This is a genomic window from Streptomyces sp. JNUCC 64 (genome assembly GCF_054484115.1).
This window is the reverse complement of record NZ_CM137015.1, coordinates 703,820-726,669: the sequence shown is the minus strand read 5'-3', so window position 1 is coordinate 726,669 and position 22,850 is coordinate 703,820. Positions and strand designations below refer to the sequence as shown.

The 22,850-nt window shown below is 73.8% G+C and carries 16 protein-coding genes; 8 read left to right on the top strand and 8 right to left on the bottom strand.

Features of this window, described 5'->3' with window-relative positions; translation table 11 throughout:
* Positions 1-9 precede the first annotated feature (9 nt).
* The 3 genes from ACVWNX_RS02775 to ACVWNX_RS02765 all read left to right on the top strand — a co-directional run bounded on the left by ACVWNX_RS02775 (position 10) and on the right by ACVWNX_RS02765 (position 2,153).
* Positions 10-732 carry an alpha/beta fold hydrolase gene (locus tag ACVWNX_RS02775; protein WP_454412245.1) on the top strand — a complete coding sequence of 241 codons (723 nt, stop codon included), beginning with the start codon at positions 10-12 and terminating at the stop codon, positions 730-732.
* A gap of 176 nt (positions 733-908) precedes the next feature.
* A complete protein-coding gene (locus ACVWNX_RS02770; protein ID WP_454412244.1) occupies positions 909-1,676 on the top strand; it encodes a thioesterase II family protein in 768 nt (255 codons plus the stop codon).
* A 93-nt stretch (positions 1,677-1,769) separates the two neighbouring features.
* Entirely contained in the window at positions 1,770-2,153 is a 384-nt protein-coding gene (locus ACVWNX_RS02765) for an ACP S-malonyltransferase (RefSeq protein ID WP_454412243.1), read from the top strand.
* A 126-nt stretch (positions 2,154-2,279) separates the two neighbouring features.
* Here ACVWNX_RS02765 and ACVWNX_RS02760 read toward each other — a convergent pair whose 3' ends face one another.
* Positions 2,280-2,762 (bottom strand): MarR family winged helix-turn-helix transcriptional regulator, encoded by a 483-nt coding sequence (locus tag ACVWNX_RS02760; RefSeq protein WP_454414608.1) that lies wholly within the window; start codon positions 2,760-2,762, stop codon positions 2,280-2,282.
* A 276-nt stretch (positions 2,763-3,038) separates the two neighbouring features.
* Between ACVWNX_RS02760 and ACVWNX_RS02755 the strand changes: the two genes are divergently transcribed.
* On the top strand, positions 3,039-3,470 hold the full coding sequence (locus ACVWNX_RS02755) for a DUF6069 family protein (protein WP_454412242.1): 432 nt from the start codon (positions 3,039-3,041) through the stop codon (positions 3,468-3,470).
* A 93-nt stretch (positions 3,471-3,563) separates the two neighbouring features.
* Here the strand turns inward: ACVWNX_RS02755 and ACVWNX_RS02750 are convergent, their stop codons facing one another.
* The 3 genes from ACVWNX_RS02750 to ACVWNX_RS02740 form a co-directional block, all read right to left on the bottom strand.
* A complete protein-coding gene (locus tag ACVWNX_RS02750) occupies positions 3,564-4,688 on the bottom strand; it encodes a terpene synthase family protein (protein ID WP_454412241.1) in 1,125 nt (374 codons plus the stop codon).
* Positions 4,685-5,269 (bottom strand): EF-hand domain-containing protein, encoded by a 585-nt coding sequence (locus tag ACVWNX_RS02745; protein ID WP_454412240.1) that lies wholly within the window; start codon positions 5,267-5,269, stop codon positions 4,685-4,687. The genes ACVWNX_RS02750 and ACVWNX_RS02745 overlap by 4 nt, the downstream gene beginning before the upstream one ends.
* Before the next feature lie 269 nt (positions 5,270-5,538).
* Positions 5,539-10,977, bottom strand: a complete 5,439-nt coding sequence (locus ACVWNX_RS02740; protein WP_454412239.1) for an amino acid adenylation domain-containing protein — start codon at positions 10,975-10,977, stop codon at positions 5,539-5,541.
* Positions 10,978-11,333: 356 nt separating this feature from the next.
* On the opposite strand from ACVWNX_RS02740, the gene ACVWNX_RS02735 reads away from it, so the two are divergent.
* The 3 genes from ACVWNX_RS02735 to ACVWNX_RS02725 all read left to right on the top strand — a co-directional run bounded on the left by ACVWNX_RS02735 (position 11,334) and on the right by ACVWNX_RS02725 (position 14,367).
* Positions 11,334-12,530 (top strand): RNA-guided endonuclease InsQ/TnpB family protein, encoded by a 1,197-nt coding sequence (locus tag ACVWNX_RS02735; RefSeq protein ID WP_454412238.1) that lies wholly within the window; start codon positions 11,334-11,336, stop codon positions 12,528-12,530.
* Positions 12,531-12,639: 109 nt separating this feature from the next.
* Positions 12,640-13,629: a helix-turn-helix domain-containing protein gene (locus tag ACVWNX_RS02730; protein WP_454412237.1), complete on the top strand. Its 990-nt coding sequence runs from the start codon at positions 12,640-12,642 to the stop codon at positions 13,627-13,629.
* Positions 13,630-13,923: 294 nt separating this feature from the next.
* Positions 13,924-14,367 (top strand): peptidoglycan-binding domain-containing protein, encoded by a 444-nt coding sequence (locus tag ACVWNX_RS02725; protein ID WP_454412236.1) that lies wholly within the window; start codon positions 13,924-13,926, stop codon positions 14,365-14,367.
* 58 nt (positions 14,368-14,425) lie between these two features.
* Here the strand turns inward: ACVWNX_RS02725 and ACVWNX_RS02720 are convergent, their stop codons facing one another.
* Together ACVWNX_RS02720 and ACVWNX_RS02715 are read right to left on the bottom strand one after the other, a co-directional pair.
* On the bottom strand, positions 14,426-16,231 hold the full coding sequence (locus tag ACVWNX_RS02720; protein ID WP_454412235.1) for a peptidoglycan recognition protein family protein: 1,806 nt from the start codon (positions 16,229-16,231) through the stop codon (positions 14,426-14,428).
* 47 nt (positions 16,232-16,278) lie between these two features.
* A complete protein-coding gene (locus ACVWNX_RS02715; protein WP_454412234.1) occupies positions 16,279-18,147 on the bottom strand; it encodes a PhoX family protein in 1,869 nt (622 codons plus the stop codon).
* A 515-nt stretch (positions 18,148-18,662) separates the two neighbouring features.
* On the opposite strand from ACVWNX_RS02715, the gene ACVWNX_RS02710 reads away from it, so the two are divergent.
* Positions 18,663-19,289 carry a TetR/AcrR family transcriptional regulator gene (locus tag ACVWNX_RS02710; RefSeq protein WP_454412233.1) on the top strand — a complete coding sequence of 209 codons (627 nt, stop codon included), beginning with the start codon at positions 18,663-18,665 and terminating at the stop codon, positions 19,287-19,289.
* A 52-nt stretch (positions 19,290-19,341) separates the two neighbouring features.
* Here ACVWNX_RS02710 and ACVWNX_RS02705 read toward each other — a convergent pair whose 3' ends face one another.
* Together ACVWNX_RS02705 and ACVWNX_RS02700 are read right to left on the bottom strand one after the other, a co-directional pair.
* Complete coding sequence (locus ACVWNX_RS02705; RefSeq protein WP_454412232.1) at positions 19,342-21,087, bottom strand: ABC transporter ATP-binding protein; 1,746 nt, start codon at positions 21,085-21,087, stop codon at positions 19,342-19,344.
* Positions 21,084-22,787 carry an ABC transporter ATP-binding protein gene (locus ACVWNX_RS02700; RefSeq protein ID WP_454412231.1) on the bottom strand — a complete coding sequence of 568 codons (1,704 nt, stop codon included), beginning with the start codon at positions 22,785-22,787 and terminating at the stop codon, positions 21,084-21,086. The genes ACVWNX_RS02705 and ACVWNX_RS02700 overlap by 4 nt, the downstream gene beginning before the upstream one ends.
* Positions 22,788-22,850 lie beyond the last annotated feature (63 nt).

Here is a 22,850-nt window from a genome sequence, read left to right as displayed (position 1 = left end):
GGTCCGGGCATGACCGACGGGGACGGGACGGCGCGGATCGACGGGGTACGGCTGGCCTACCGGGTGTCGGGCCCGCCGGACGCCCCGGCGGTGGTGCTGCTGCACGCGCTGGGGGAGCGCGGCGCGGACTGGGACGAGGTGGCGCCGGTCCTCGCCCGCGACCGCCGGGTGTACGTCCCCGATCTGCGCGGACACGGCCGCAGCGACCGGCCCGGGGCGTACGCGGCGGAGCGGCTGCGCGACGACGTGCTGGGGCTGCTGGACGTCTGGGGGCGGGACCGCGTCGACCTGGTCGGCCACTCCCTGGGCGGTGTGGTGGCGCACCTGGTGGCCTCCCACCGCCCGGAGCGGGTGCGCCGTCTCGTCCTGGAGGACGTGCCGGTCCCCCGCCCGCGCGATCCGGTGCCCCCGGTCCGCCCGGACGGCGAGCCGGACTTCGACTGGGACGCGGTCCTCGCGGTCCGGCGGTGGCTGGACCGGCCGGACCCCCGGTGGCTCGCCGGGCTCGCCCGGATCACCGCCCCCACCCTGGCCGTGGCCGGCGGTCCCGGCAGCCACCTCCCCCAGGAGGGCGTCGCCGAACTCGTCCGCCGCGTCCCCGACGGACGGCTGGTCACCATCCCGGTGGGCCATCTGGTGCACCGGGCCGCGCCGACGGAGTTCACGGCGGCGGTGACCGCGTTCCTGGACGCGCCGCCCCCGTCACCGCAGGCCCGTCCCCGTACCCGGTGACCGCCCGGCCGCGGCTCCCGGACGGGAACCCGTACCGCGCGGCGCACATCCGCCGCCCGTCGACGGGGTAGGCCGACGCACGGCCCCCGACACGGCCCCGGGCCGTCGAACCCGAGCCCGCGCACAGCACCCGAAACGGCCTCCCCGGCCGCCGAACCCCGAAGGGAACGATCCCCGTGGCGACCCCGCCCCCCGACGACCCCGAGCTGTGGGTCCGCAGGTTCCACCCCCGTCCGGACGCCGCCGTGCGGCTGGTGTGCCTGCCGCACGCGGGCGGTTCCGCCGGATCCCTCTTCGGCCTCTCCCGCGATCTGCCCGGCTTCGCCGAGGCCCTCTGCGTCCAGTACCCGGGCCGTCAGGACCGCCTCGGCGAACCCCTCGTCGACGACCTCTCCCTGCTCGCCGACCGGGTCCACGCGGCGCTGCGCCCCTGGACGGACCGGCCGCTGGCGCTCTTCGGGCACAGCATGGGGGCCTCCCTCGCCTTCGAGGTCGCCCGTCGGCTGGAACGGGACGAGGGCGTCGTCCCGGCGGTCCTCTTCGTCTCCGCCCGCCGCGCCCCGTCCGTCCACCGCCGGGAGACGGTCCACCAGTTGGACGACGCGGGCCTGCTCGCGGAGGTGATGGGGCTCGACGGGACCGACCGGAGCCTGCTGGACCACGAGGAGCTGCTGCGGATGGTCCTGCCCGCGATCCGCGCGGACTACCGTGCCGTCGAGACCTACCGCTGCGCTCCGGACGCGTCCGTGCGGTGCCCGGTGCTCGCCCTCACCGGGGACCGCGACCCCCGGGTGACGCCGGAGGAGGCCGCCGCCTGGGAACGGCACACCCGGGAGGAGTTCGCCCTGCGGGTCTTCGACGGCGGCCACTTCTATCTGAACCCCCACCACGCCGAGGTGGTGCGGACCGTCGGCGCCCGGCTGCGGGAGCGGGTGCGGGTCTGACGCCCGGACGCGGCGCCGTCCCTTGAGGAACGCTCGACGGAGCCTCCCCCGGGGATGGAGGGAGCCTCGACCCGGACCGGTCAGGCTGGCCCCATGACACCCCCTCACCGGCGCTCCGTCGTCCTGATGTTCCCGGGCACCGGCGCGCAGCACCCCCGGATGGCGGCCGGACTCTACGGCCACGAGGCGGTCTTCACCGAGGCGGTCGACGCGGTGCTGGCGCTGCTGGGCCCGGTGGGCGACGCGGTGCGCGCGGACTGGCTGGCCGGGGAACCCGCCGGGGCATCGGGGGCGGAGGTCCGACGGGCCGCTGGGTCCGGGGAGACCGGACGGTCGCCGTCCGCCCGGGGCGTGCGTCGCTGGTCTGTCCGGCCTGTCGCACTCACCGTCGCGCCTCCTCCGGGACCAGCGCGCTCCCCGCGGCAGCGGGACCCTGGCGCGCCGTCGGTATGCGGGGTTCTGGCGCGGTCAGCGTGACCGGGAGGGCTCGAAGGCGACTCGAAACCCGATGGGACGACGGCCCGGACGCACCGGGACGGGACGCACCGGGACCGGGCTGACGGCCCGGGCGGGCCGGACGGTCCGTCCCGGAGCCGGGGAGGGTCAGTCGCGCACGGCGGCGCTGTCCAGCGAGCGGACGAACTTGGTGAGCAGCCGGGCGAAGTCCCGCTGCTCGTCGGCGCCCCAGTCCTGGAGCACGCTGGTGTAGAAGCTCTGCCGGGTGCGGTGCGCGGCGGCCACCGCGTCCCGGCCCGCCGGGGTCAGCTCCAGACAGCTGCGTCTGCCGTCCTCCTGGGAGGCGACCCGGCGGACGAACCCGTCCTTGACCGCGTCGGCGACGATCCGGCTGGCGCGGGACGGGTCGATGGCCAGCCGGTCCGCGACGAACCCCACGGTGACGTCCCGGCCGCTCTCGCCCAGCCCCTCGTCCACGGCGTCGATCACGTTGAGCGTGTTCAGGGCGACGGGCTCGGCCATCCCCTGGACGACCGGCCGGGCCAGGCTGCGCCGGGACTGCCGCCGCCGGATCTGGATCAGTGCCAGCTCGACCGCGCTCAGCACGGACGCGTCCACGGAGGCGTCCACGGGGCCGCCAGGGCCGTCGGGGCCGCTCGCGGGGGCGGTGCGGGACCCGGCGGGTCCGTTCTTCCGGCCGTTCGCGACCTCGGGTGTCTCTGCGCCACTCACGCTTCGCATCGTACTCCACGTCGTATGGGACGGGCATTCCTGTGGACTGGGCACTCCTAGGTGTGAGACCATTATATGCGCGAATCATGCATATGCTGGCTCGTGTGAATCGGTCGTGGGGACGACCGCCGTCCGGGACGGCCGCCCCCGCCCCGGCATCCCAGGAGGTCCGCCATGCCCGACAACCCCACCGCCCCCCGCGCCACCGCCCCGACGCGCGTCCGTGCCCTCGCCGTCGTCGGCGCCGTCGTCGCCGACGCGCTGATCTGGGTCCTCGCCCGTACGGTGTTCGACGTCGATCTGCGCACCCCCGACGGCCCCGGCTCGACCACCGCCACCGAACTGCCCTTCCCCGCCGTCCCGATCGCGGTGGCCGTCGTCTCCCTGCTCGGCTGGGCCCTGCTGGCGGTGCTGGAGCGCCGCACCGCCCGTGGCCCGCGGCTGTGGACCGGGGCCGCCGTGGCCGTGCTGCTCCTCTCGCTGGTCGCCCCGCTGTTCGCCACGGGGCTGACCGCCGGTTCCCGGATCACCCTGGTCCTGCTCCACCTCACGGTCGGCGCGATCCTCATCCCGGCCTTCCGGCAGGGAGCGCCCGCACGGGCCTGACCCGTCCCACCTGTCCGTCCGCCGGTCCACCGGCCGGGGCGGCGCCCCGCCCGGCCCCGCTCCGGGACGGCGGTGTCACAACGATGGGGCGGATCAGGAGGGCGGGGGCACCGACCGCTCGGCGTAACGGGCGGAGTCCAGGGCCCAGGTGAGGTAGGCGGCGGGGAAGTTGAGGGTGGCGCAGACGACCCGGCTGACGTCGCGGACGGCGGGCGGCGGCAGGCCGAGGCCCCCGGCGACGGCGGGGACGCGCCGCCCCAGGGCCGCCGCCCGGTCGAGACGGTCGACGACGCGTCCGGTGACCCACCGGACGGCGGCGGCCTCGGTCATCCCCAACCGGTGACGGGCGACGAGGAGGTGGTTCACGGTGAGCCGGTCCGCGCTCTCCTTGGAGCGGGACAGGACGTCGTTGCACCAGTTCGCGGCGTCGCTGACGTGACGGGTCAGCTCCCGCCACAGGGCGGTGGCCGCGAAGGCGGGCGGCAGTTCGGCGCACAGCACCGCCTCGGGCAGGTCGTAGAGCCACGGTCCGCTGGAGCGCCTGCGCAGCAGCGGGTACTCCTCCAGGGTGGGCACCGCCCCGGCGCGGCGCAGGAGGTGCTCGCGCAGGCACCCGGCGCGCTGCTCGCGCAGATGGCGGCGGAACCGCTCCCGCCAGTGGCCGCTCATGCCCCGCCCGGTCCGCCGCCACAGATCCGCCAGCGCGTCCTCGACCGCCCGCCCGGCCGGGTCGGCCGGGCCGTTCGCCGCCGGGGCGACCGACCCCACCGGGCTGACCGGCCCCGGCGGTCCGGTCCGCTCCAGCAGCCGCCCGAACAGGGCGTCGACCGCCTCGGGAGTCGTCCGGGACTCGATGTGGTCGTCGAGGTGGAACACCCAGATCAGCCAGTGGGCGTACAGCAGCACGTGCTCGTCCCGCTCCTCGGGCAGGGCGACGGTGGCGAGCCGGTCGAGGCCGTGCGCGCGCAGCCGGTCCGCCGCCGCTCCGACGGCGAGCCCGTTCCCGGCGGCCCACCGCCGGGCCCGCCGCTCCAGGAGGGCGGAGTGACGGTGGCGGCGGTGCGGGGCGCACAGCCACCGGGTGGACTCCGCCAGCGCGGGCGGAGCACCCCCGGCGCCCCCCGGACCGGCCTTGGGCGCGGCCTCCGCCGCGCCCCCCGGACCGGCCTCCGCCGTGGCCCCCGCCACGACCGGGGCCACGGGAAGGGAACCGGTCACCGTCGGGCCGTGGGGAACGGGAACCGGAAGGTGGCCCCGTACAGCCAGTTGCCCGGGGCGTCGGGGTCGGTGCTGGTGTAGTACTCGCGCACCGCGGTGAGGTACTCCGGGACGTCCAGCGCCCCGTCCGCGTTGACGTCCAGCCGGTCGAACGCGGTACCGCTCTCGGTCTCCGGGACGCCCAGCACGGTCTCCATGGCCTGGAACTCCGCCCGGTCGATCGCGCCGTCCCCGTCCGTGTCGGCGACGATCGCCAGGGCTGCCGCGGCGGGGTGGAAGACCGCGTCGAACAGGTCGCCGTCGACGAACGCGGCCAGCATCCCGTTGCGGTACTCGGCCGGGGTGATCCGGCCGTCGCGATCGATGTCGCAGTGATCGGACAGGGTGTCCCAGAAGCGGTCGAAGGCGTCCATCAGGGACTGTCCCCTCGGGGTGGACGACGGCTCGGCGAACGTCAGCAGCAACTGTGCCGCCAGCCCCAGCAGGTCCTGACGCTCGATCAGCCCGTTCCGGTCGAAGTCGATGTGGAGGTACGACCAGTCGATCTTGTTGGCCAGTACCCGTTCCCGGTCCGTGCCCATGGGACGCTCCGTTCTCCGCGCCGGGCCCCGTCCCCCGGAACCGCCCGTCCCGTCGCGGTGCGCATGTCGATTCCTCTCCCTTTCTCCTTAGGCAGTCCTCCCGGGACTGTCAACGCCCGTCCCACGGAAGGGTGAACGCCTCATACGCCTCATACGCCTCATCCGTCGTCCCGTGGAGAGGCGGCGGGAAGGCCGCCGCGTCCCGGTCCGGCCGGACGGTCCCGCCGAACCGGAGGGGCCGGGGCGCGACGGCCCCGGCCCCGGGCCCGTCAGCCGACCGGACCCCGCCCGTCCGGCCGCGCGGCCGTCTCCGCCGCCGCCCGGGTGAGACGACGCAGCACGTCGAACCAGCCGTGCGCCAGTTCGCTGACGTCCTCCTCGGTGTGCAGAGCGCCGGGCCAGCTCCAGCGCGCGGCCAGCCGGGCCCCGTGCTCGCGCTCCTCGACGGCCAGCGTCAGCGCCACCGCCCGGTTGACGACGGAGTCCTCCTCCTGGGCGCCCCCCATCGCCGCCCCCTGCTCACCCGTGGACCGCCAGTACGCGGTCTCCTCGGCCACCCGGAACCTGCCCAGGTAGTTCAGCGCGACCTCCGGGTCGCCGAGCCGGGACAGGACCGGCGAGGTCCGGGGGTTCAGATAGCGCAGCAGACCGTAGCCGATGCCGTGGTCGGGCAGCGCCGCGATGTCCCGGGCGACCCGCGCGACCGCCTGCGCCGGAGTGGACGAGCCCTCGGCCGCCGGGCCCGGCCCGCCCTCCCAGTCGATCCTCCCCGGGTCGATCAGCAGGGGGAACTGGGCGGTGAACCAGCCCACCGTGGCCGACGGGTCGACACCGTCCGCCAACGGCTCGCGCCCGTGCGCCTGCAGATCGACCAGCACGCCGGACCGGTCCGGCGGCCCGGCGTCCCGGTACCGCCGCCACTGCGAGACGGTCAGCCCGAACGCGGTGTACAACACATCGCGCAGATCGGCTCCGAAGGCGGGCGGAGCCTTCAGCAGGGCGGCCGTCTCCTCCTCGGGCAGGTCCAGGGCCAGCCACCGCATCGTGCGTATCCGATGGGGCTCCCCGTCCGGCCCCCGGTCCGGGAACCGGGCGCGGTGCCCGTCGAACATGCCCTTCCAGAGGGCGAGTTCCCCTTCGCGGGCGGGACTCAGCGCCTCCCGCGCCAGATGCCGCGCCCACCTCCGGTACGACGTCGAGGGGGACCTCAGCCCCGGGTCACGACCGTCGACCGCCGCGCGCCAGGCGCGCTCCAGATCGGGCAGCAGCACCCGCCAGGAGACGCCATCGACGACCAGGTGGTGCAGCAGGAACAGCAGCCGTCCGGGCCGGTCCGGCCCGGCGTCCAGCCAGATCACCCGTTGCGTCCGCCCGGAGACGGGGTCCAGGGCCCGCTGCTGCGCGGTCTGCTCGCGCCGGATGATCCCGGCCCACCCGCCGGGGTCGTCCGGAGCCTCCACCGGGACCCGGACGAAACCTTCCTCCGCCAGTACCGTCCCCGGCGCGGTGACCTCCAGGACCCATGGCCCCGAGGACCCGGGCGGGGACCCCTCCCGTCCGGCCGGACCGGCGTGGGCGCCGTCCGGCAGCGTCAGCCGGGTCCGCAGCGCGTCGTGGTGATCGGTGACGGTCTGCACGGCGGCGATCAGGTGCTCCTCCCGCACATCGGCGGGGACCCGCACCGCCATGGAGAGGTGGTACTCCTTCAACGGGCCCTGGTCCTCCCGGGACCGTTCGAGGATCGGCGTCGCCGGGAACACCCCGACCGGGGAGTCCGGCCCGTCGGCCCCGGACCCCGGCGGTGGCGTCCGCCTTCCGATCCGGCCCGCGTCGAGGGCCTCGGCGAGCGCGGCGGTGGTGCGCAGTTCGAAGACGTCCTTCGGGGTGATGTCCAGTCCGGCGTGCCGTGCGCGGCCGGTGAGCTGGATGGACGTGATGCTGTCGCCGCCCAGCGCGAAGAAGTCGTCGTGCACCCCGACCTCCGGGAGGTCGAGGACGTCCTCGAGGACGGCCGCGAGCCGCTTCTCGGTGGAGGTGCGGGGTGGGACGCGGTCCGTGGCGGTGTACTCGGGAGCGGGCAGCGCGGCGTGGTCGGTCTTGCCGTTCGGGGTGAGCGGTATCGCGTCGACGGGGACGAAGGCCGCCGGGACCATGTGCTCGGGCAGCAGCCCGGCCAGGTGCTCCCGCAACCGCGCGGTGACGCCGTCGGTCCGGTCGTCGTCGAGCACCACGTAGGCGATCAGCCGCGTCTGGTCCCGCGCGTGCTCCCGTACGGCGACGGTGACGTCCCGCACCCGGGGGTGACGCAGGACGGCGCTCTCGATCTCCCCGGTCTCGATGCGGAAGCCCCGCACCTTGACCTGTCCGTCGCGGCGGCCGCGGTAACGGAGCGTTCCGTCGGGCGCGCGGGTGGCGAGGTCGCCGGTGCGGTACATGCGCCGGCCGGGCCCGCCGAACGGGTCGGCGACGAAGCGCTGCGCGGTGAGGCCGGGCCGCCGGTGATACCCCCGGGCGACCCCGGCTCCCGCCACGTACATCTCCCCGACGGTGCCCGCCGGTACGGGGCGCAGATGGCCGTCGAGGAGGTGGACCCGCAGGTCGTCGAGGGGGAGCCCGACCCGGTCGACGGCCGCCCCGGTGCCGATCCCGTCCGGGTCGACGGTGGCGAGGGTGACGTGGACGGTGGTCTCCGTGATGCCGTACATGTTGGTGAGCCGTGGCGCGCCGGGCCCCCGGTGCCGGGCGAACCAGGTGTCCAGCCGCTTGACGTCCAGCCGCTCCCCGCCGAACACCACGTGCCGCAGCCGCAGCGGCAGTTGACCGGCGGGCACCTCCTGGTCGGCCTGGGCGAGCTGGTGGAAGGCCGACGGCGTCTGGTTGAGGACCGTGACGCCGTGGTGGCTGAGGAACGCGCGGAACTCCCGGGGCGACCGGCTGACCTCGTAGGGCACCACGGCGAGCGTGCCGCCGTTCAGGAGCGGTCCGAAGACCTCCCACACGGAGAAGTCGAAGGCGTAACTGTGGAACAGCGACCACACGTCGCGGTCCGAGAAGCCGAACGCCCCGTGGGTGGTGTCGAAGAGCCGGGTGACGTTCCCGTGCGGGACGACGACGCCCTTCGGCGTTCCCGTGGACCCGGAGGTGTAGATCACGTACGCCGCCGAGTCCCCGGTGAGGACGCCGCCCCGGTCGGTGTCCACCGGATCGGCGGCCGACCGTCCCGCCAGCTCGTCGAGGACCGCCGGATCGTCCAGGCGGACGGTCAGCCGGTCCCCGGTGGGCAGCGCGTCGGCCAGGTGCCGGGTGGTGACCACGGTCTCCGCACCGGCGTCCGCGAGGAGGAACGCCAGCCGCTCCTCCGGATAGGCGGGATCCACCGGTACGTACGCCGCGCCCGCCTTGAGGACCGCCAGCACCCCGACGACGAGGTCCGCGCCGCGTTCGAGGGCGAGGGCGACCATGGAACCCGGACCCGTGCCCCCGCCGATCAGATGGTGGGCGAGCCGGTTGGCACGGGCGTTCAGTTCCGCGTAGGTGACCCGTGTCCCCCGGTCCACCACCGCGACGGCCCCGGGCACGGCCGCGGCGCGTGCCTCGAAACGCTCGGTCAGGGTCGCCCCACCGCGCTCCACCACCCCGCTGACGGACGGCGTGCCGGGCACGGCCGCCGCCGGGAGCGGCAGGGCCGTCGCCACGGGCGAGTCGGCGGTCTCCGGCAGCCGGGCCAGCAGCCCCGCCAGTCCGTCGGCGGCGGCGCGCGCCAGGAAGGACGGCAGCGCGTCGGGGCGGTACCGCACCCGGACCGCGAACCGGTCACCGGGGACGGTGGCCACGCTCAGAGGGTAGTCGTCGCCGTCGACGGCCGACGGTCCTTCCACCGGCCCGTGGACGAGGAGGGCGTCGAAGAGGGGGCCGACGCCGACCCGTCGCTCGATGTCGGACAGCGCGACGTCCCGGTGGGGGAGGAGCGCGGCGTCCTCGGCCTGGAGCCGGTGCAGCAAGCGCGCCGTGGACTCGGCCGGCCGTATCCGGACGCGCACGGGGAGCGGGGTGACGGACGGCTCCCCGGACCGGTCCGGGGAGCCGGGACCCTTGGACAACGACGTCCCCAGCACCAGGTCGTCGCGGCCGGTCAGCCAGCCGAGGACGATCGCCCAGGCACCCCGCACCACCGTGCCGACGGCCAGTCCCCGCTCCCGGGCGAAGGCCGTCAGGGCGGCGGTCTCCGCCCCGGACAGCTCCCGGACCTCGGTCACTGGGACGCCGCCCGCACCGGCCCCGTCCTCCGGCACCGTCATCTCGCGCGCCACCAGCGTGGCTTCCTCCACGCCCCGCAGCGCCTCGTCCCACACCTTCAGGGAGGCGTCCGGATCGGTGCCCACGGCGGACGCCTCACCGGGCAGCAGCACCTCCAGGGTGCCGATGGGCGTGTCCGCGCCGCTCTCCGCGACGGTGTCGAGCAGCCGCCGCACCCGGGCGGCGTGTCCACGGGTCTCCTCCTCGGTGTACACCCCCGTGTTGGCCTGGACCTCCAGGGTCAGTCCCCGGCCGTCGGAACGGTCGAGGAAGCAGAGCGAGAGGTCCTTGATGGGGCCGCTGGAGAGGGTCCGCGCCGCCGCCGGGAGATCTCCGAAGCGGAAGTCGTAGGAGAACGGCATGATGTTGACGAGCAGGGAGTACAGCGGCCCCCCGGGGCCCCCGGGCTCCGGCCGTCGCATCTCCTCCGTGCGGTAGCGGTGGTGGCGGAGCGCGCCGCGCAGGGACTCGTCCGCCTGCCGCGCCACGTCCGAGAAGGACAGCTCCGGTCGCGGCCGGACCCTGATCGGCAGGATGTTGGCGACCATGCTGGGCGTGGTCTTGGCGACCTTGGTGGCCCGGGTGGAGACGGGCATGCCGATGGCCACGTCCGTGGCGCCGGTCATCCGGTGCAGATAGATGGCGGCGAGCCCCACCAGCAGGGCCGACTGCCCGACCCCCGTCTCCTCGCACAGCCCGTCCATGGCGCGGATCCCGGCCGCCGTGAGCGGCTCGGAGCCGAGGGCGACACCCCCGAACGGGGCGGATCTCCCGGCGACCGGGGCCGCCTCGGGCAGCCCCCGCAACGTCTCCCGCCAGTAGTCGGCGCTCCGCCGGTAGGCCCCGGACGCGTGATGGACGCGCTCCGCCGCGAGATGCCGCTCCAGGTCCCCGAACGGACTCGGCCCCGGCTCCCCGCCCCGCTCCAGGGCGGTGTGGACCTCGGCGACGCGCCGCACCAGCATCGAGGTGCCGTACGCGTCGATCGCGATGTGGTGCAGGCACATGTACCAGAGGTACGCGTCGTCCGCGACGCGCAGCAGCGCGAAGCGGAACAGCGGCTCGTCGGCCGGGGAGAAGACGCGGGAGAAATCCTCGCGTATCCAGGCGTCGGCGACGGCGCGCGGATCCGGCCGGTCCCTCAGGTCGAGGAGCGGCAGGGGGACGTCGCCGGGCCCGTCGGGGCGCCGCAGCAGCCCGTGCGGACCCTGGACGAACCGGTCGTGTAGGGTGACGCACTCCCGCACCACCTCGCGGAGCGCGCGCGTGAACACGGCGGTGTCCAGGGCTCCTTGGATCTCGATGTACTGCCCCATGTTGTACTGCGGGTTGTCCGGGCCGAGGGTCTGGGCGAGCCAGACCCCCCGCTGCGCGGCACTGGGTTCCTCGACCGGGTTCTCATGACCGTGCATGGAGAGGCGCCTCCGTCGGGGTAGGGTCCGACACGTCGTCGACGGCGATGGCGACGGCGCATCGGCGGACGCCGGACGACGGGCGATCCCACCGGGAATCCGGGGGGTTCGAGGCTCGTCGAGGGGGCCGCCGACCGTCGGCCGCCCCCCTCCGGACTTCGGACGATGACCCGTCAGACTCTCTCAGGGAAGATCCCGTTCGCGTAAGAGGGCCCCGCGCCGGGTTCCGCGCCGGCCGGTGCCGAGGGAGTCCCCCGCCGTCCGGCGGGGGGGGCGACGCCCGGGACCTGAGGTGACGCGCTCCGTTCTGTTCCGCGAGTTTGGATTCTTACCTGTGGTGCCGCTAGTTTGTGAGCATGACCATGAGCCATGTGAAGCGGGCGTTCAAGTACCGCTTCTACCCGACCGATGCGCAGGCGGCCGAGCTGTCGCGCACGTTCGGCTGTGTTCGCAAGGTCTACAACCTGGCGCTCGCCGCACGCACGGAGGCGTGGACGCGACAGGAGCGGGTCAACTACAACCAGACGTCCGCGATGCTGACGGCGTGGAAGAAGACCGGGGAACTCGCGTTCCTGAACGAGGTGTCCTCCGTGCCGTTGCAGCAGTGTCTGCGGCACCTGCAGGCGGCGTTCACCAGCTTCTTCGGCAGGCGGGCCCGGTACCCGCGCTTCAAGTCGAGGAAGAAGTCCCGGAAGTCCGCCGAGTACACCACCAGCGGTTTCCGCTTCCGTGACGGACGGCTGACGCTGGCCAGGATGACGGAGCCGCTGGACATCGTATGGTCGCGCCCGCTCCCCGGGGGAGCGAAGCCGTCCACGGTGACCGTGTCGCAGGACAACGCGGGACGCTGGTTCGTCTCGATCCTGTGCGAGGACCCCTCCGTGAAGCCGCTCCCCGCCACCAGCGCGGAGGTCGGCATCGACGCGGGCCTGGACCACTTGCTGACCCTCTCGACCGGGGAGAAGATCGCCAACCCCCGGCACGAGCGCCGCGACCGCGCCCGTCTCGCCCTGGCCCAGCGCCGTCTGGCGAAGAAGGCCAGGGGCGACGGCGCCAACCGGGCCAAGGCCCGGCGGAAGGTCGCCAGGATCCACGCCCGGATCACCGACCGCCGCCGCGACCATCTCCACAAGATCACTACTCGTCTCGTGCGTGAGAACCAAACGCTCGTGATCGAGGACCTGACCGTGCGCAACATGGTCCAGAACCACAGCCTCGCCCGCGCCGTCTCCGACGCCGCATGGCGCCAGACGCGCACGATGCTGGAGTACAAGGCAGCCTGGTACGGACGGAACCTCGTGGTCGTGGACCGCTGGTTCCCCTCCTCCAGGCTGTGCTCCACCTGCGGCACCCCCGCCGGGAAGATGCCGCTGAACGTCCGCACCTGGACGTGCGACTGCGGCACCACCCACGACCGGGACGTGAACGCGGCGAAGAACCTTCTGGCCGCCGGGCGGGCGGTTACAGCCTGCGGAGCTGGTGTAAGACCTCAACGGAGTTCTCCGGGCGGGCAGTCGGCGACGAAACAGGAAGTCTCACGGCGCGAGCCGTAAGAATCCCCTCCCTTCAGGGAGAGGAACGTCAAAATGGTGCGTCCGACGGGCCGCTCGTGGCCGGCGGACGCACATGGACCAAGACATCTGAATGACCGGGGGGTCGGGGATGACCGAGGCGGACGAGGGCCCGAGAGGCGACCTCTTCTCGGAACTGCGTCGTATCAAGGACGCCTCGCGACTGAGCTACAACCGGCTCGCGGAGCGGACGCACTACAGCCGCTCCTCCTGGGAACGGTTCCTGAACGCCAAACAGCTGCCCACCAGGGTGGCCGTCGAGCAGTTCGCCGCGGCGGCGGGGGAGGACCCCGAGCCGCTGCTCGTCCTCCTCGACCGGGCGGCCATCGGCCCGGAGACCCCGGCGGAGAAGGCCGCGAGGGCGACGGGGAAGCCGACCGGAGCGGCGGAACCGGTGGAGCCCCCGCAAGGAGCGGAACGGGTGGCCGGGGACGGACCGGACCCGACGGACACGGGGAACCCCGCCGTTCCACCGGCCGGGAGCGGCCCGGTGCCGGAGGCGGCGGGAGCGGCGGTAACGGACGGACGGTCCCGGGGGCCACGGCGTTTCCTGCGGAGCGTCACCCTCCACACGGCCGTCGGCGTCATCGTCGGGGGACTGCTCGGCAGCGCGCTGACGCTCTACGTCAGCGGCACCGGGGACGGGGCGCCCCGGGGGACCGCTGCCGCGCGCACCGATCCGTCCGGCGCGGGGGCGGCGTCGATGGCGGTGGCGCGGAAGCCCAAGGTGAGCTGTGAGAGTGACACGTGTCTCCGGCGTGAGCCGCAGGCGCACGACTGCCACTGGGACGCGATCACCGTACGGGAGACCTTCCTGCGCGGCATGAGCATCCAGCTGAGGTACAGCGCGGCCTGCCAGGCCGTGTGGGGGCGGATAGAGAACGGCGACGTCGGCGACACGGTGACGGTCAGGGACAAGCGGGGGACGTCCGACACCGCCATGATCCGCATGGAACACGACACCTACACCCGGATGCTCGCCGTGACCCCGGACGAGCCGTGGGAGACCATCACCGTGTGCGGCGCCATCCCCAGCCAGAAGGAGCAGGAGTGCTCGCCGCTGGGCGAGCTGGCCCCCTGACCCACCGCTCCGGGACCCGGTTCCCGCGACCGGGCGCGCGTCCCGGACACGGCCGCCGTCCGGGACGCCCCCAAAACGTCCCTGGGACGGTGCCGGGAAGCCACCGGAACGGGAGCGCAACGGGCCCGGCCCGACGGGGGATCCGGCCTTCCCAACGCCGTCCGGGAAGGCCGGGACGCCCCCGTGGAGGGGCGGTCGGCCCCCTCCGGACGCTGTTAGCTTTCGAATCGCCGCACCTCAGCGGCACGACCCGGCCGCCACCCGATCCGGCCCTGCCCACTAGGGGGACCCACCATGAAACGCGCACTCGCCACCTTCGGCACCGTCGCCGTCCTCGCCCTGAGCGCCGTCGCCACCGGCGTCACGCCCGCCGCCGCGGCGACACCGACCTGCACCAACAAGGCGACCTACCTGGACACGGCCGGCTACGGCACGCGGGTTCCGGTCGACGCGTCCCGGAGCAACTTCTGCGTGCTGCGCCAGGGTGCCACCGGCGGCGGGGTCGAGGCCCTCCAGACGACCCTCCACTACTGCTACGGCGCGACGAACCTGGCGGTGGACGGCCAGTTCGGGCCCGCCACGGCCGCCGCGCTCAAGAACGCCCAGCGGATCGCCAACGTCACCGCCGACGGCGTCTACGGACCGAACACCCGGGACGCCCTGCGGTGGCACTGGAGCCGGAACTGGGAGCACATGCGCTGCCTCCGGCTGACCTCCGCCCCCGGACCGCTGCGCTAAACGAGCGGCACGTGTGCGGGGAGCGCCCGGGAGACCGGACGCTCCCCGCACACGGTTCCTAGAACCGGCCCCGGTTCAGTGCCGTCTGGAGGGCGCGGACGGTCGCGGGCCCCCAGGCGCCGTCCACGGCGAGCCCGGCCCCGATCATGTTGTTGAGGTGCTTCTGCAGCGCCTTGTACGTACCGGGTCCCGCGGCTCCGTCCACCACGAGTCCCGCGCCGCTCCAGGTGTTCAGATGGCGCTGCAGCCCCCGGACCGAGCCGGGCCCCCACTGGCCGTCGACCGCGACGCCGATGACCTTCTGCGTGGCGCGGATGGTGGCGGGTCCCCACTGGCCGTCGACGGTGAGCATGGCCCCGTTGTCGAGGTAGCCGATGTAGGCGGCCTCGGTGCCGGGGCCCCAGAGGCCGTCCGCGTCGGCGCCGACCTTCTGCTGGAGCCAGCGCACGCCCGCGTCGGTCTGCGGCCCCCAGGCCCCGTCCACGGCCAGCGCCGGGCTGCGGCCCAGCGAGTTGACCGCCACCTGCTGGGCGGTGACGGACCGCACCGAGGTCATGCCGCCGCCGGAGCCCCCGGTGTGCGCCACGTACTTGGCCTCGGTGCCGGGGCCCCAGAGGCCGTCCGCGTCGGCGCCGACCTTCTGCTGGAGCCAGCGCACGCCCGCGTCGGTCTGCGGCCCCCAGACCCCGTCCACCTCCAGCGCCGGGCTGCGGCCGAGGCCGTTGACGGCCTCCTGCTGGGAGGTGACGGACCGCACGGAGGTCATGCCGCCGGTGCTCCCGCCCCCGCCGGAGTGGCCGTCGCTCCCGTTGGTGATCGGCAGCGTCGCCGCCTGCATCCCGCCCTGCACCCAGGCCCTCAGCCCCGCGCCGGGGCACTGGGTGGACTGGCCCGACAGCCCGCCGTGGTAGGTCTGGTCGAGGGTCTTGCCGGTGAGCTGGTTGGCCTGGCGGTAGAGCGCGGCGATCGCCGAGAGCGCCCGTGGGGTGGCGTCGCCGTCCTCGCCGATGAAGCAGACGCCGATGTGGGTCGCGTTGTGGCCGGTCGCGTGGGCGCCCACGACGTTCCAGCCGCGCCCTTCGTAGATGTGCCCGTTCCGGTCGACGAGGAAGTTGTAGCCGACGTCCGCCCAGCCCCGGGAGTCCATGTGGTAGTTCTGGATCTGCTGGACCGTCTGCGAGGTGGGACCGCTGGAGTAGTGGACCGTGAACCCGGTGCGGCTCCCCGGCTCGACCCGGGTGACCTCGCGCGGCGGGCGGGCGCCCCACTGGGCGCGGGAGTAGACGAAGAGGGGGCTCGCGGGCTTCGGCGGCTGCGGGAGCCCGTCGTCGCCGTACTCGGCGAGCGCGCCGAACTCGCCGCGCAGCAGATACGGCTGGAGGTTGCCCGGGCAGGACGTGGAGTAGACCTCCTTGTGCCCCTTGAGGTGCGGTCCCGCCCGGAAGCCGGGACCCCCCGCCCGCAGGACGGTGACGAGCTTCCGGATCGAGGTGACCATCTCGGCCGTCGGCTGGTCCTCGGACTCCAGGAGCCCGCAGATCGCGTAGAAGTCCGAGTTGGCGCCCGGGGTGGAGGTCCCGTTGGCGGCCGAGCGGTGGTGGAAGCCCCGGCCCTCGAAGATCCCCCCGTGGTGGCAGACCACGAAGTTGTACGGGATGTCGGAGTCGCCCCCCAGCATCTTCTGGGTCTGGAGGGCGAGCACCTGGCTGTGGCAGAGCATGTGCGGGCCGTAGGTGATGCTCCCCTCGCCGCGCTGGTGGATGACGACCCCGCCCACCCAGGGCTGGAACAGTCCGTGGTTCCAGGTCTTCGCGGGCAGGGCGAGCCACGCCGCGCGGGGGATGATGCTGATGGTGATGGCCATGACGACTTTCTTCCGGTGGCTGGTGGGAGAGGCTGACGGCGTGGGGCTCAGCGCGAGCCGATGACGCCGCCGTCCGCGCGGCGGACGACGATGGTGGCCGACCGCGGACGGCCCGCGGGGTCCCGGTCGGGCCAGTCGCTGACCGCCCGGGGGTCCTCCGCCGTCGGGCCGCCCCAGACGGCCGTGCGCGCCCCGGGGTGCTGGATGTTGACGAACATCGTCCGCAGGTCCGGGGTGAGCACAGCCGAGGTGACCTCGGCGCCCCGGGGCGCGGTCAGGAACCTGCGGACGCCGTCGCGCCGGGTGGCGACCAGGACGGCGTTGTTGCCGAGACCGTCACCGAGGGCGTGACCGGAGATCCCGGTCTGGATCCACATGCGCCCCGCCGCGTCGAAGGACAGGCCCTTGGGCGAACCGAACTTCCCTTCCTCCGGCAGCCGGACGTCGGAAGCCCGCTCCGGATCGCCACCGAGGACGACGACCTCCCAGTCGAAGGCGCGGTCGTCGCCGGACCGCTCCCGCCAGCGGACGACGTGCCCGTACGGGTTGGCGTCGCGGGGCCCGGCCGTTCCCCGGGCCGGATGGTGCCCACCGGTCCCGTTGGCCAGCGCGCAGTACACGCTGCGGCCGTCCGGTCCGACGGCGATCTGCTGGGGCCGGTCCATGGGGGTCGCGCCCAGGGCGTCCGCGGCCTCCCGGGCGCGCAGCAGCACGTCCGCCTGGTCCGTCCAGCCGAGCGCCTTGGTCAGCGGACCGCGCCCGTGGACCAGGGGGAGCCAGCGCCCCGCCCCGTCCTCCTGGAAGCGGGCCACGTACAGGGTGCCGTGGTCCAGGGGGCTCCGTCCCCGGGCCCGCCGCGACCGCCACGAGCCGTTCCCCACGAACTTGTAGAGGTAGCCGCCTTCCTGGTCGTCACCGCTGTAGACGACGACCCGCCCGCGTGACGCGGTGACCGCCGCCGAGGAGTGGCCGAAGCGGCCCAGCGCGGTGCGCTTGACCGGGGTGCGGTCCGCCGCGAAGGGGTCGATCTCCACGATCCAGCCGAAGCGGTTCGGTTCGTTGCCGTTCCCGGCGGCGAGGTCGAACCGGGGGTCCGTCTGGTGCCAGCGCTTGCCGTGGCCGCCCGCGCTGAGCCCGTAGCGGCGCTGGGTCCGGGTGGGCGACCAGTTGGCGGCGTCCGTTCCGAACCAGGCGTTCGGGTTCTCCTCGCAGCTGAGGTAGGTGCCCCAGGGCGTCACCCCGTAGCCGCTGTTGCTGAGCGTGCCCAGCGGCGGGCGTCCGGTGCGCAGCGCCGGGTGACGGGGTCCGACCGGCCCGGAGAAGGTGACGGGGGTGGTGCCGGTGATCCGGACGTTGTTCCGCGAGCCGACCGTCCGCCAGCCGCCGTCGGGGTCCTGTGCGACCTCCACCACGCTGACGCCCTGCGCCGCCAGTTCCTTGGCGACCCGTTCCCCGTCCGACCGCTGCGCCGAGGGGTGGAGCAGCGCGGGGTCCACCGACTCGTGGTTGATCACCAGCACTCCGCGGCGGCTGCCGTCCGCGCCGCGCCGGGCCGGGAAGAAGTGCGTCCCGCTGTGGTGCGAACCGATCTGCCGCGCTTGGTCGGCCGCCGTGCCGGAGGCGTCCGCGCGCCATGCGGGATCCCCCGCGCGCAGTGGATCGCCCCAGGCCACCAGCGTCCGCGCGGTGTAACCGGCGGGCAGGACGACCGCGTCGGCATCGCCCACGGGCACGGCCTCGAAGCCGAGTTCCTCCGGGTCGGCGCCGCCCGCCGCCGGGGCGGGAACCGAGGCGGCCGCCGGGGAGGCGGCGAGCCCGGCGGAAGCCGTCGCGAGCGCGCCGGTGAGCAGCGCGTTCCGGCGGGACATCCGGGCGGTGACCACGTCCTGGAAGGACGGGCTGGGGTCGGCAGACATGGGGACAACTCCTGACTGGACGGAACGCGCGGTGCGGGGCGCCGGAACGCGGGGACCGGTCGGCGGGCCGGGAAGCGTCGGCACCCACCCCCGTGAGGTGCCGACGGCGGACGCGGTCCGGATCGACTCGCCGCCCGGGACCGAACGCTACGGCCCGATGGACGCGCTCCCGGGTGTCCCAGCCGTCCCGACGGCTGTCTCACGCCGCTGACCTGCGGTTTCAGTGATCGTCCCGAACCGTTTCCGAGACACCGGGGCGGACCACGGCCCGGCTGGGGAGGTCACGGCGGACCCGGGACGGGCCCATCGGCCGAGCGGTGCCGGGTGCCGCGTCGCGTCGGAGCCGGAAACGGGACGGTCCGGCGTTCCCGCGCGGTGGAGATGAATGAGTCTCACTCGAATGGGAGACGGGGGCGATGACGTGCCGAACCGTCATTGGCGCGTCCCGAAATGGCATCGGGAAGGAGACCGACCCTCGGCCGACGGCGCCGCCGCCGAACCCGTAAACTGCCCGGATGAGTCAGCGTCGAACAACGCGGGGTCGCCCGCGGACCAAACCCGCCGAAGAACGGCGTGCCGACCTTCTCGACGCAGCCGAGAAGGTGTTCGCCGAGCGCGGGATCGACGCTGCCCGAATTGATGAGATCACGGAGCAGGCGGACGTCGCCATCGGCACGTTCTATCTGCATTTCGGCTCGAAGCGCGATTTGATGCTCGCGTTGCAGACGCGTTTTGTCGACCGACTGGTCGAACGGCAGAACGAAGTGGTGCAACACCTGTCCGCCGACGACTGGGTCGGACGTCTGGACGCCTGGCTCAGCGACGCGGTCCGGGTGTACGTGGAGCACGCGGAATTGCATGACGTGCTCTACGGGCACACCCCCATCAACGCCAAGACGGATATGCAGGTCAGTACCGAGAACCCGCACGTCGAAGCGTTCCGGAAACTCATCGCCGAGCGCCCGGACCCGCCGTCGGACGCCCCCAACCCCGCCATGGCCGCGAGTCTGATCTACAGCGCCTGGTACGGGGCCACCCATGAGCTGCTGCACCACGAGGCCGAGGACATCGACCGGCTGGCCGATGAACTCATCGCCGACATCACCGACCTCGCCCACCGCTATCTGAGGGTCGACGGCTGACCGCCGCGAGCTGCCGACGACCCCGTACCACGGTCGTCGGCAGCGGCACGGGTCAGCGGGCCGAGTTGGCGATGCGCCAGTGCCGCGCCCGCTCGTACTGCTGACTCAGCCGAGCGAACGCCCCCCCGGTGCGCAGCAGCTCCTCCGGAGTGCCGGACTCCACCACCCGACCGTCGTCGAGCGAGACCACGTGGTCCGCGGCGGCCAGGGTGGCGGGACGGTGGGCGATGACGATCACCGTGCGGTCGGGGCTGTCCCCGAGGTTGGCGATGGCCTGGGTGATCGCCGCCTCGTTCTCGGGGTCGAGCGCGGAGCTGGCCTCGTCGACGAGCACGATGCGCGCCCGCTTGAGGATCGCCCGGGCGATCGCCACGCGCTGGCGCTCACCGCCCGACAACTGGGCGCCGCCCTCGCCCACCCGGGTGTTCCAGCCGTCGGGCAGCCGCTCGATGACCTCGTCCAGCCGGGCCGCGCGGGCGGCCTCCCGCAGCTCGTCCCAGGTCGCCTCCGGGTGCGCCAGCCGCAGATTGTCCTCGATGGTGTCGTCGAAGAGGTAGACGTCCTGGAAGACGATGGCGATCTCGTCGAGCAGGGCGGTCTGGTCGAGTTCGCGTACGTCGACGCCGCCGACGCGGACCTGCCCCGAGTCGACGTCGAAGAACCGGGCGATGAGCCGGGTCACCGTCGTCTTCCCGGAACCCGACGGTCCCACCAGCGCGGTGGTGGTGCCCGGCCGGCAGCGCAGGGACACGTTCCGCATCGCCGGGGAGTCGCCGCCCGGGTAGGTGAAGGTGACGTCCGAGAACTCCACCTCCGCCTCCTCGACCCGCCGCACCGGCTTCGCCGGCGCCGGGAGGGTGGGCGTGGCCAACAGCTCCTCGATGCGCCCGATCTGGTTCCGCATCGCGCGCAGGGCGCCGATGAGGTCGATGAGGTTGCCGAGCGGCTCCAGGAAGCGGGAGGCCAGCACGAGCAGCGCGATCGCCTCGGCGATCCCGATGCGTCCGCTCAGCATCAGCTCGGCGGCGAGCGCCAGCACCGCGATGAAGCCGCCCATGATCACACCGGTGTAGACGAAGAACGGCCGCCGCGCGCGCCGCATCCCGTCCCGGTAGGTCTCCCGGTGGTCGTCGAGCGCGGCCCGCATCCGGGGGGTCCCGTCGGCGTGACCGGCGGCCCGCAGCACGGGCTGCGCCTGGCCCAGCTCGATCGCCCGGCTGGCGACCCCGGTCGCCGCCTGTTCCAGCTCGCTCTCGGTGATCTCGGCGATCCGGGCGGCCCGCTGGAGCGCCCAGAAGGCGACCAGGGCGATCGCGCAGAGCAGCAGCGCCATCCGCCAGTCGACCGCGAACGTCACGATGACGACCGTCGCGGGCAGCAGCGTGGAGGTGATCGCGGGCCCGGCGACCGTCACGGCCAGATGCGCGGCGCTGCCCACGTCGGCGGTCACCCCGCGCGCGAGCCGTGCCTTGTGCTCGGCGGTGAACCACCCCAGCGTCAGGGTGCTCACATGCCGCATCAGACGGCGGCGCAGTTGCGCGGCGAGGGCGCCCGACGCCTTGAAGCCCACCGGTGTGGCGATGATGCTCAGCACCGCGTAGGCGACCGCGCCGACCGCGCCGAGCACCAGCCAGGGCGTGGCCGCGCCGACATCGGGCTCGGGCCGGACGACGGCGTCCAGGATCGGGACGAGCAGGGCGAGCAGCAGCCCCTGGAGGACGGCCTGCCCCGCCGTGAGCAGCCACAGCCGGGCCAGCAGCCTGGGCTCCGGCCAGAGTCGGTACAGCCGGCGGATCATGCGAGCACTCCTTCTTGCGCGGCCCACATCCGGGCGTAGAGACCTTCACGGGCGAGCAGTTCGTCGTGGACGCCCCGTTCCACCAGCCGTCCGCCCTCGAACACGAGGATCTGGTCGGCCCCGGCGATGGTGTGCAGCCGGTGGGCGATGACGATCACCGTCTTGCCGATCGCCAGGGTGGCCAGCGCCTCCTGGACCGCCGACTCGCTGTCGGCGTCCAGGGCGGCCGTGGCCTCGTCCAGCACGACGATGGGCGCCCCGGACAGGATCGCCCGGGCGATCGTCAACCGCTGGCGCTCACCACCGGACAGTCCGCCGCCGTTCGCGTCGAGCAGGGTGTCGTACCCCTGGGGCAGGCCCTCGATCACCTCGTGGATCTGCGCGGCGACGGCCGCCCGGCGGACCTCCTCGTCGGTGGCGCCCGGACGGCCGATGCGGATGTTCTCCACCACGCTGTCGCGGAGCAGCGCCACGTCCTGGAACACCAGGGACATCGACGCCAGCAGCTCGGCCGACCGGATCGAGCGCACGTCGACGCCGCCGATCCGGACGGCTCCCTCCGTGACGTCGTAGAAGCGCGGCAGCAGACTGGTGAGCGTGGTCTTCCCGGCGCCCGACGGCCCCACCACCGCGGTCACCTGACCGGGCGGACACACCGCGCTGACGTCCTCGATCGCGTTGGTCACCCCGTCGTAGGAGAAGGAGACCCGGTCGAACTCCACTCCGTGGCCCCGGGGCTTCTGCGGGTCCTCGGGCTCGGGCAGGGAGGTGCGGGCCAGTAGCCGCTCGATGTTGGCCGCGCCCATCCGGCCCTTGCGCACCCCCTGGGCGGCGGTCACGGCCGGCAGGATCGAGTTCGGCAGCCCGACCGCGACGACCAGGAACGCCACCAGGTCGGCGACGCCGAGCGATCCCCGGTCCACCAGGGTCAGTCCGACGGCCGTCACGGCGGTGAGCACGGCCATCTCGGAGCCGAGCAGCCGGGACGCCGCCGAGCTGTAGCGCACCTCGGCGACCCAGGCGGCGAAGGCGTTGGTGTGCTCGTCGACGGCGTCGTCGAAGCGGCGCAGGACCCGGCCCCCGGTGCCGAACGTCTTGACCACCTGGATGCCGTCGGCGTACTCGACGCTGGCCGCGCTGATCCGCGCGTCGGCGGCGATCAGCCGGTTCATATGGGTCGTCATGGAGCGCATCGAGATCCGGTAGAACACCCCCATCAACCCCAGCACCCCCAGCACCACCAGTGCCATCACGGGGTCGACGGAGACGAGGTAGCCGGTCCCGACGGCCACCACGGTGACCGCGCCGGTCAGTTGGCCCAGGGCGTGGGCGATGACCTCGTGCATCTCCTCCAGGTCGCCCGTCATCGCGCGCTTGACCTTGCCCGAGCCCGCGGCGCGGAACCAGCCCAGCGGCAGGGTGCCGAGGTGGCGCACGATCCGCACGCGCACCTCGTGCAGGATCGCCGCGTCCGCGTAGTGCCCCACCCGGGCCGACTGGACGAACAGCAGCAGCCACAGACTGGCGCCCGCGGCGCCGATGCCGACCCAGGTCCAGATGGCCGTGTCCGCGCCCGACGGGTCGTCGAGCATGAGGCGGGCGATCTCCGCGACGGCGATGTAGGGCACGATGCCCGCCGCCGCGCTCAGGGCCGAGAGGACCCCGCAGACCACCAGATGGGTCCGGATCGGAGCCAGCATGCGAAACAGAGCGCCCGGGCCAGCCAGCCCGGGCGTCTGTGATGTTGATGATTTCATTAGGGT

Excerpts from the sequence above, each read along its gene's own strand:
- ACVWNX_RS02775 (WP_454412245.1), top strand. The coding sequence starts at position 10 with ATGACCGACGGGGACGGGACGGCGCGGATCGACGGGGTACGGCTGGCC.
- ACVWNX_RS02765 (WP_454412243.1), top strand. The coding sequence starts at position 1,770 with ATGACACCCCCTCACCGGCGCTCCGTCGTCCTGATGTTCCCGGGCACC.
- ACVWNX_RS02755 (WP_454412242.1), top strand. The coding sequence starts at position 3,039 with ATGCCCGACAACCCCACCGCCCCCCGCGCCACCGCCCCGACGCGCGTC.
- ACVWNX_RS02745 (WP_454412240.1), bottom strand. The coding sequence starts at position 5,269 with ATGGGCACGGACCGGGAACGGGTACTGGCCAACAAGATCGACTGGTCG.
- ACVWNX_RS02740 (WP_454412239.1), bottom strand. The coding sequence starts at position 10,977 with ATGCACGGTCATGAGAACCCGGTCGAGGAACCCAGTGCCGCGCAGCGG.
- ACVWNX_RS02735 (WP_454412238.1), top strand. The coding sequence starts at position 11,334 with ATGACCATGAGCCATGTGAAGCGGGCGTTCAAGTACCGCTTCTACCCG.
- ACVWNX_RS02730 (WP_454412237.1), top strand. The coding sequence starts at position 12,640 with ATGACCGAGGCGGACGAGGGCCCGAGAGGCGACCTCTTCTCGGAACTG.
- ACVWNX_RS02725 (WP_454412236.1), top strand. The coding sequence starts at position 13,924 with ATGAAACGCGCACTCGCCACCTTCGGCACCGTCGCCGTCCTCGCCCTG.
- ACVWNX_RS02720 (WP_454412235.1), bottom strand. The coding sequence starts at position 16,231 with ATGGCCATCACCATCAGCATCATCCCCCGCGCGGCGTGGCTCGCCCTG.
- ACVWNX_RS02715 (WP_454412234.1), bottom strand. The coding sequence starts at position 18,147 with ATGTCTGCCGACCCCAGCCCGTCCTTCCAGGACGTGGTCACCGCCCGG.
- ACVWNX_RS02710 (WP_454412233.1), top strand. The coding sequence starts at position 18,663 with ATGAGTCAGCGTCGAACAACGCGGGGTCGCCCGCGGACCAAACCCGCC.
- ACVWNX_RS02705 (WP_454412232.1), bottom strand. The coding sequence starts at position 21,087 with ATGATCCGCCGGCTGTACCGACTCTGGCCGGAGCCCAGGCTGCTGGCC.
- ACVWNX_RS02700 (WP_454412231.1), bottom strand. The coding sequence starts at position 22,787 with ATGCTGGCTCCGATCCGGACCCATCTGGTGGTCTGCGGGGTCCTCTCG.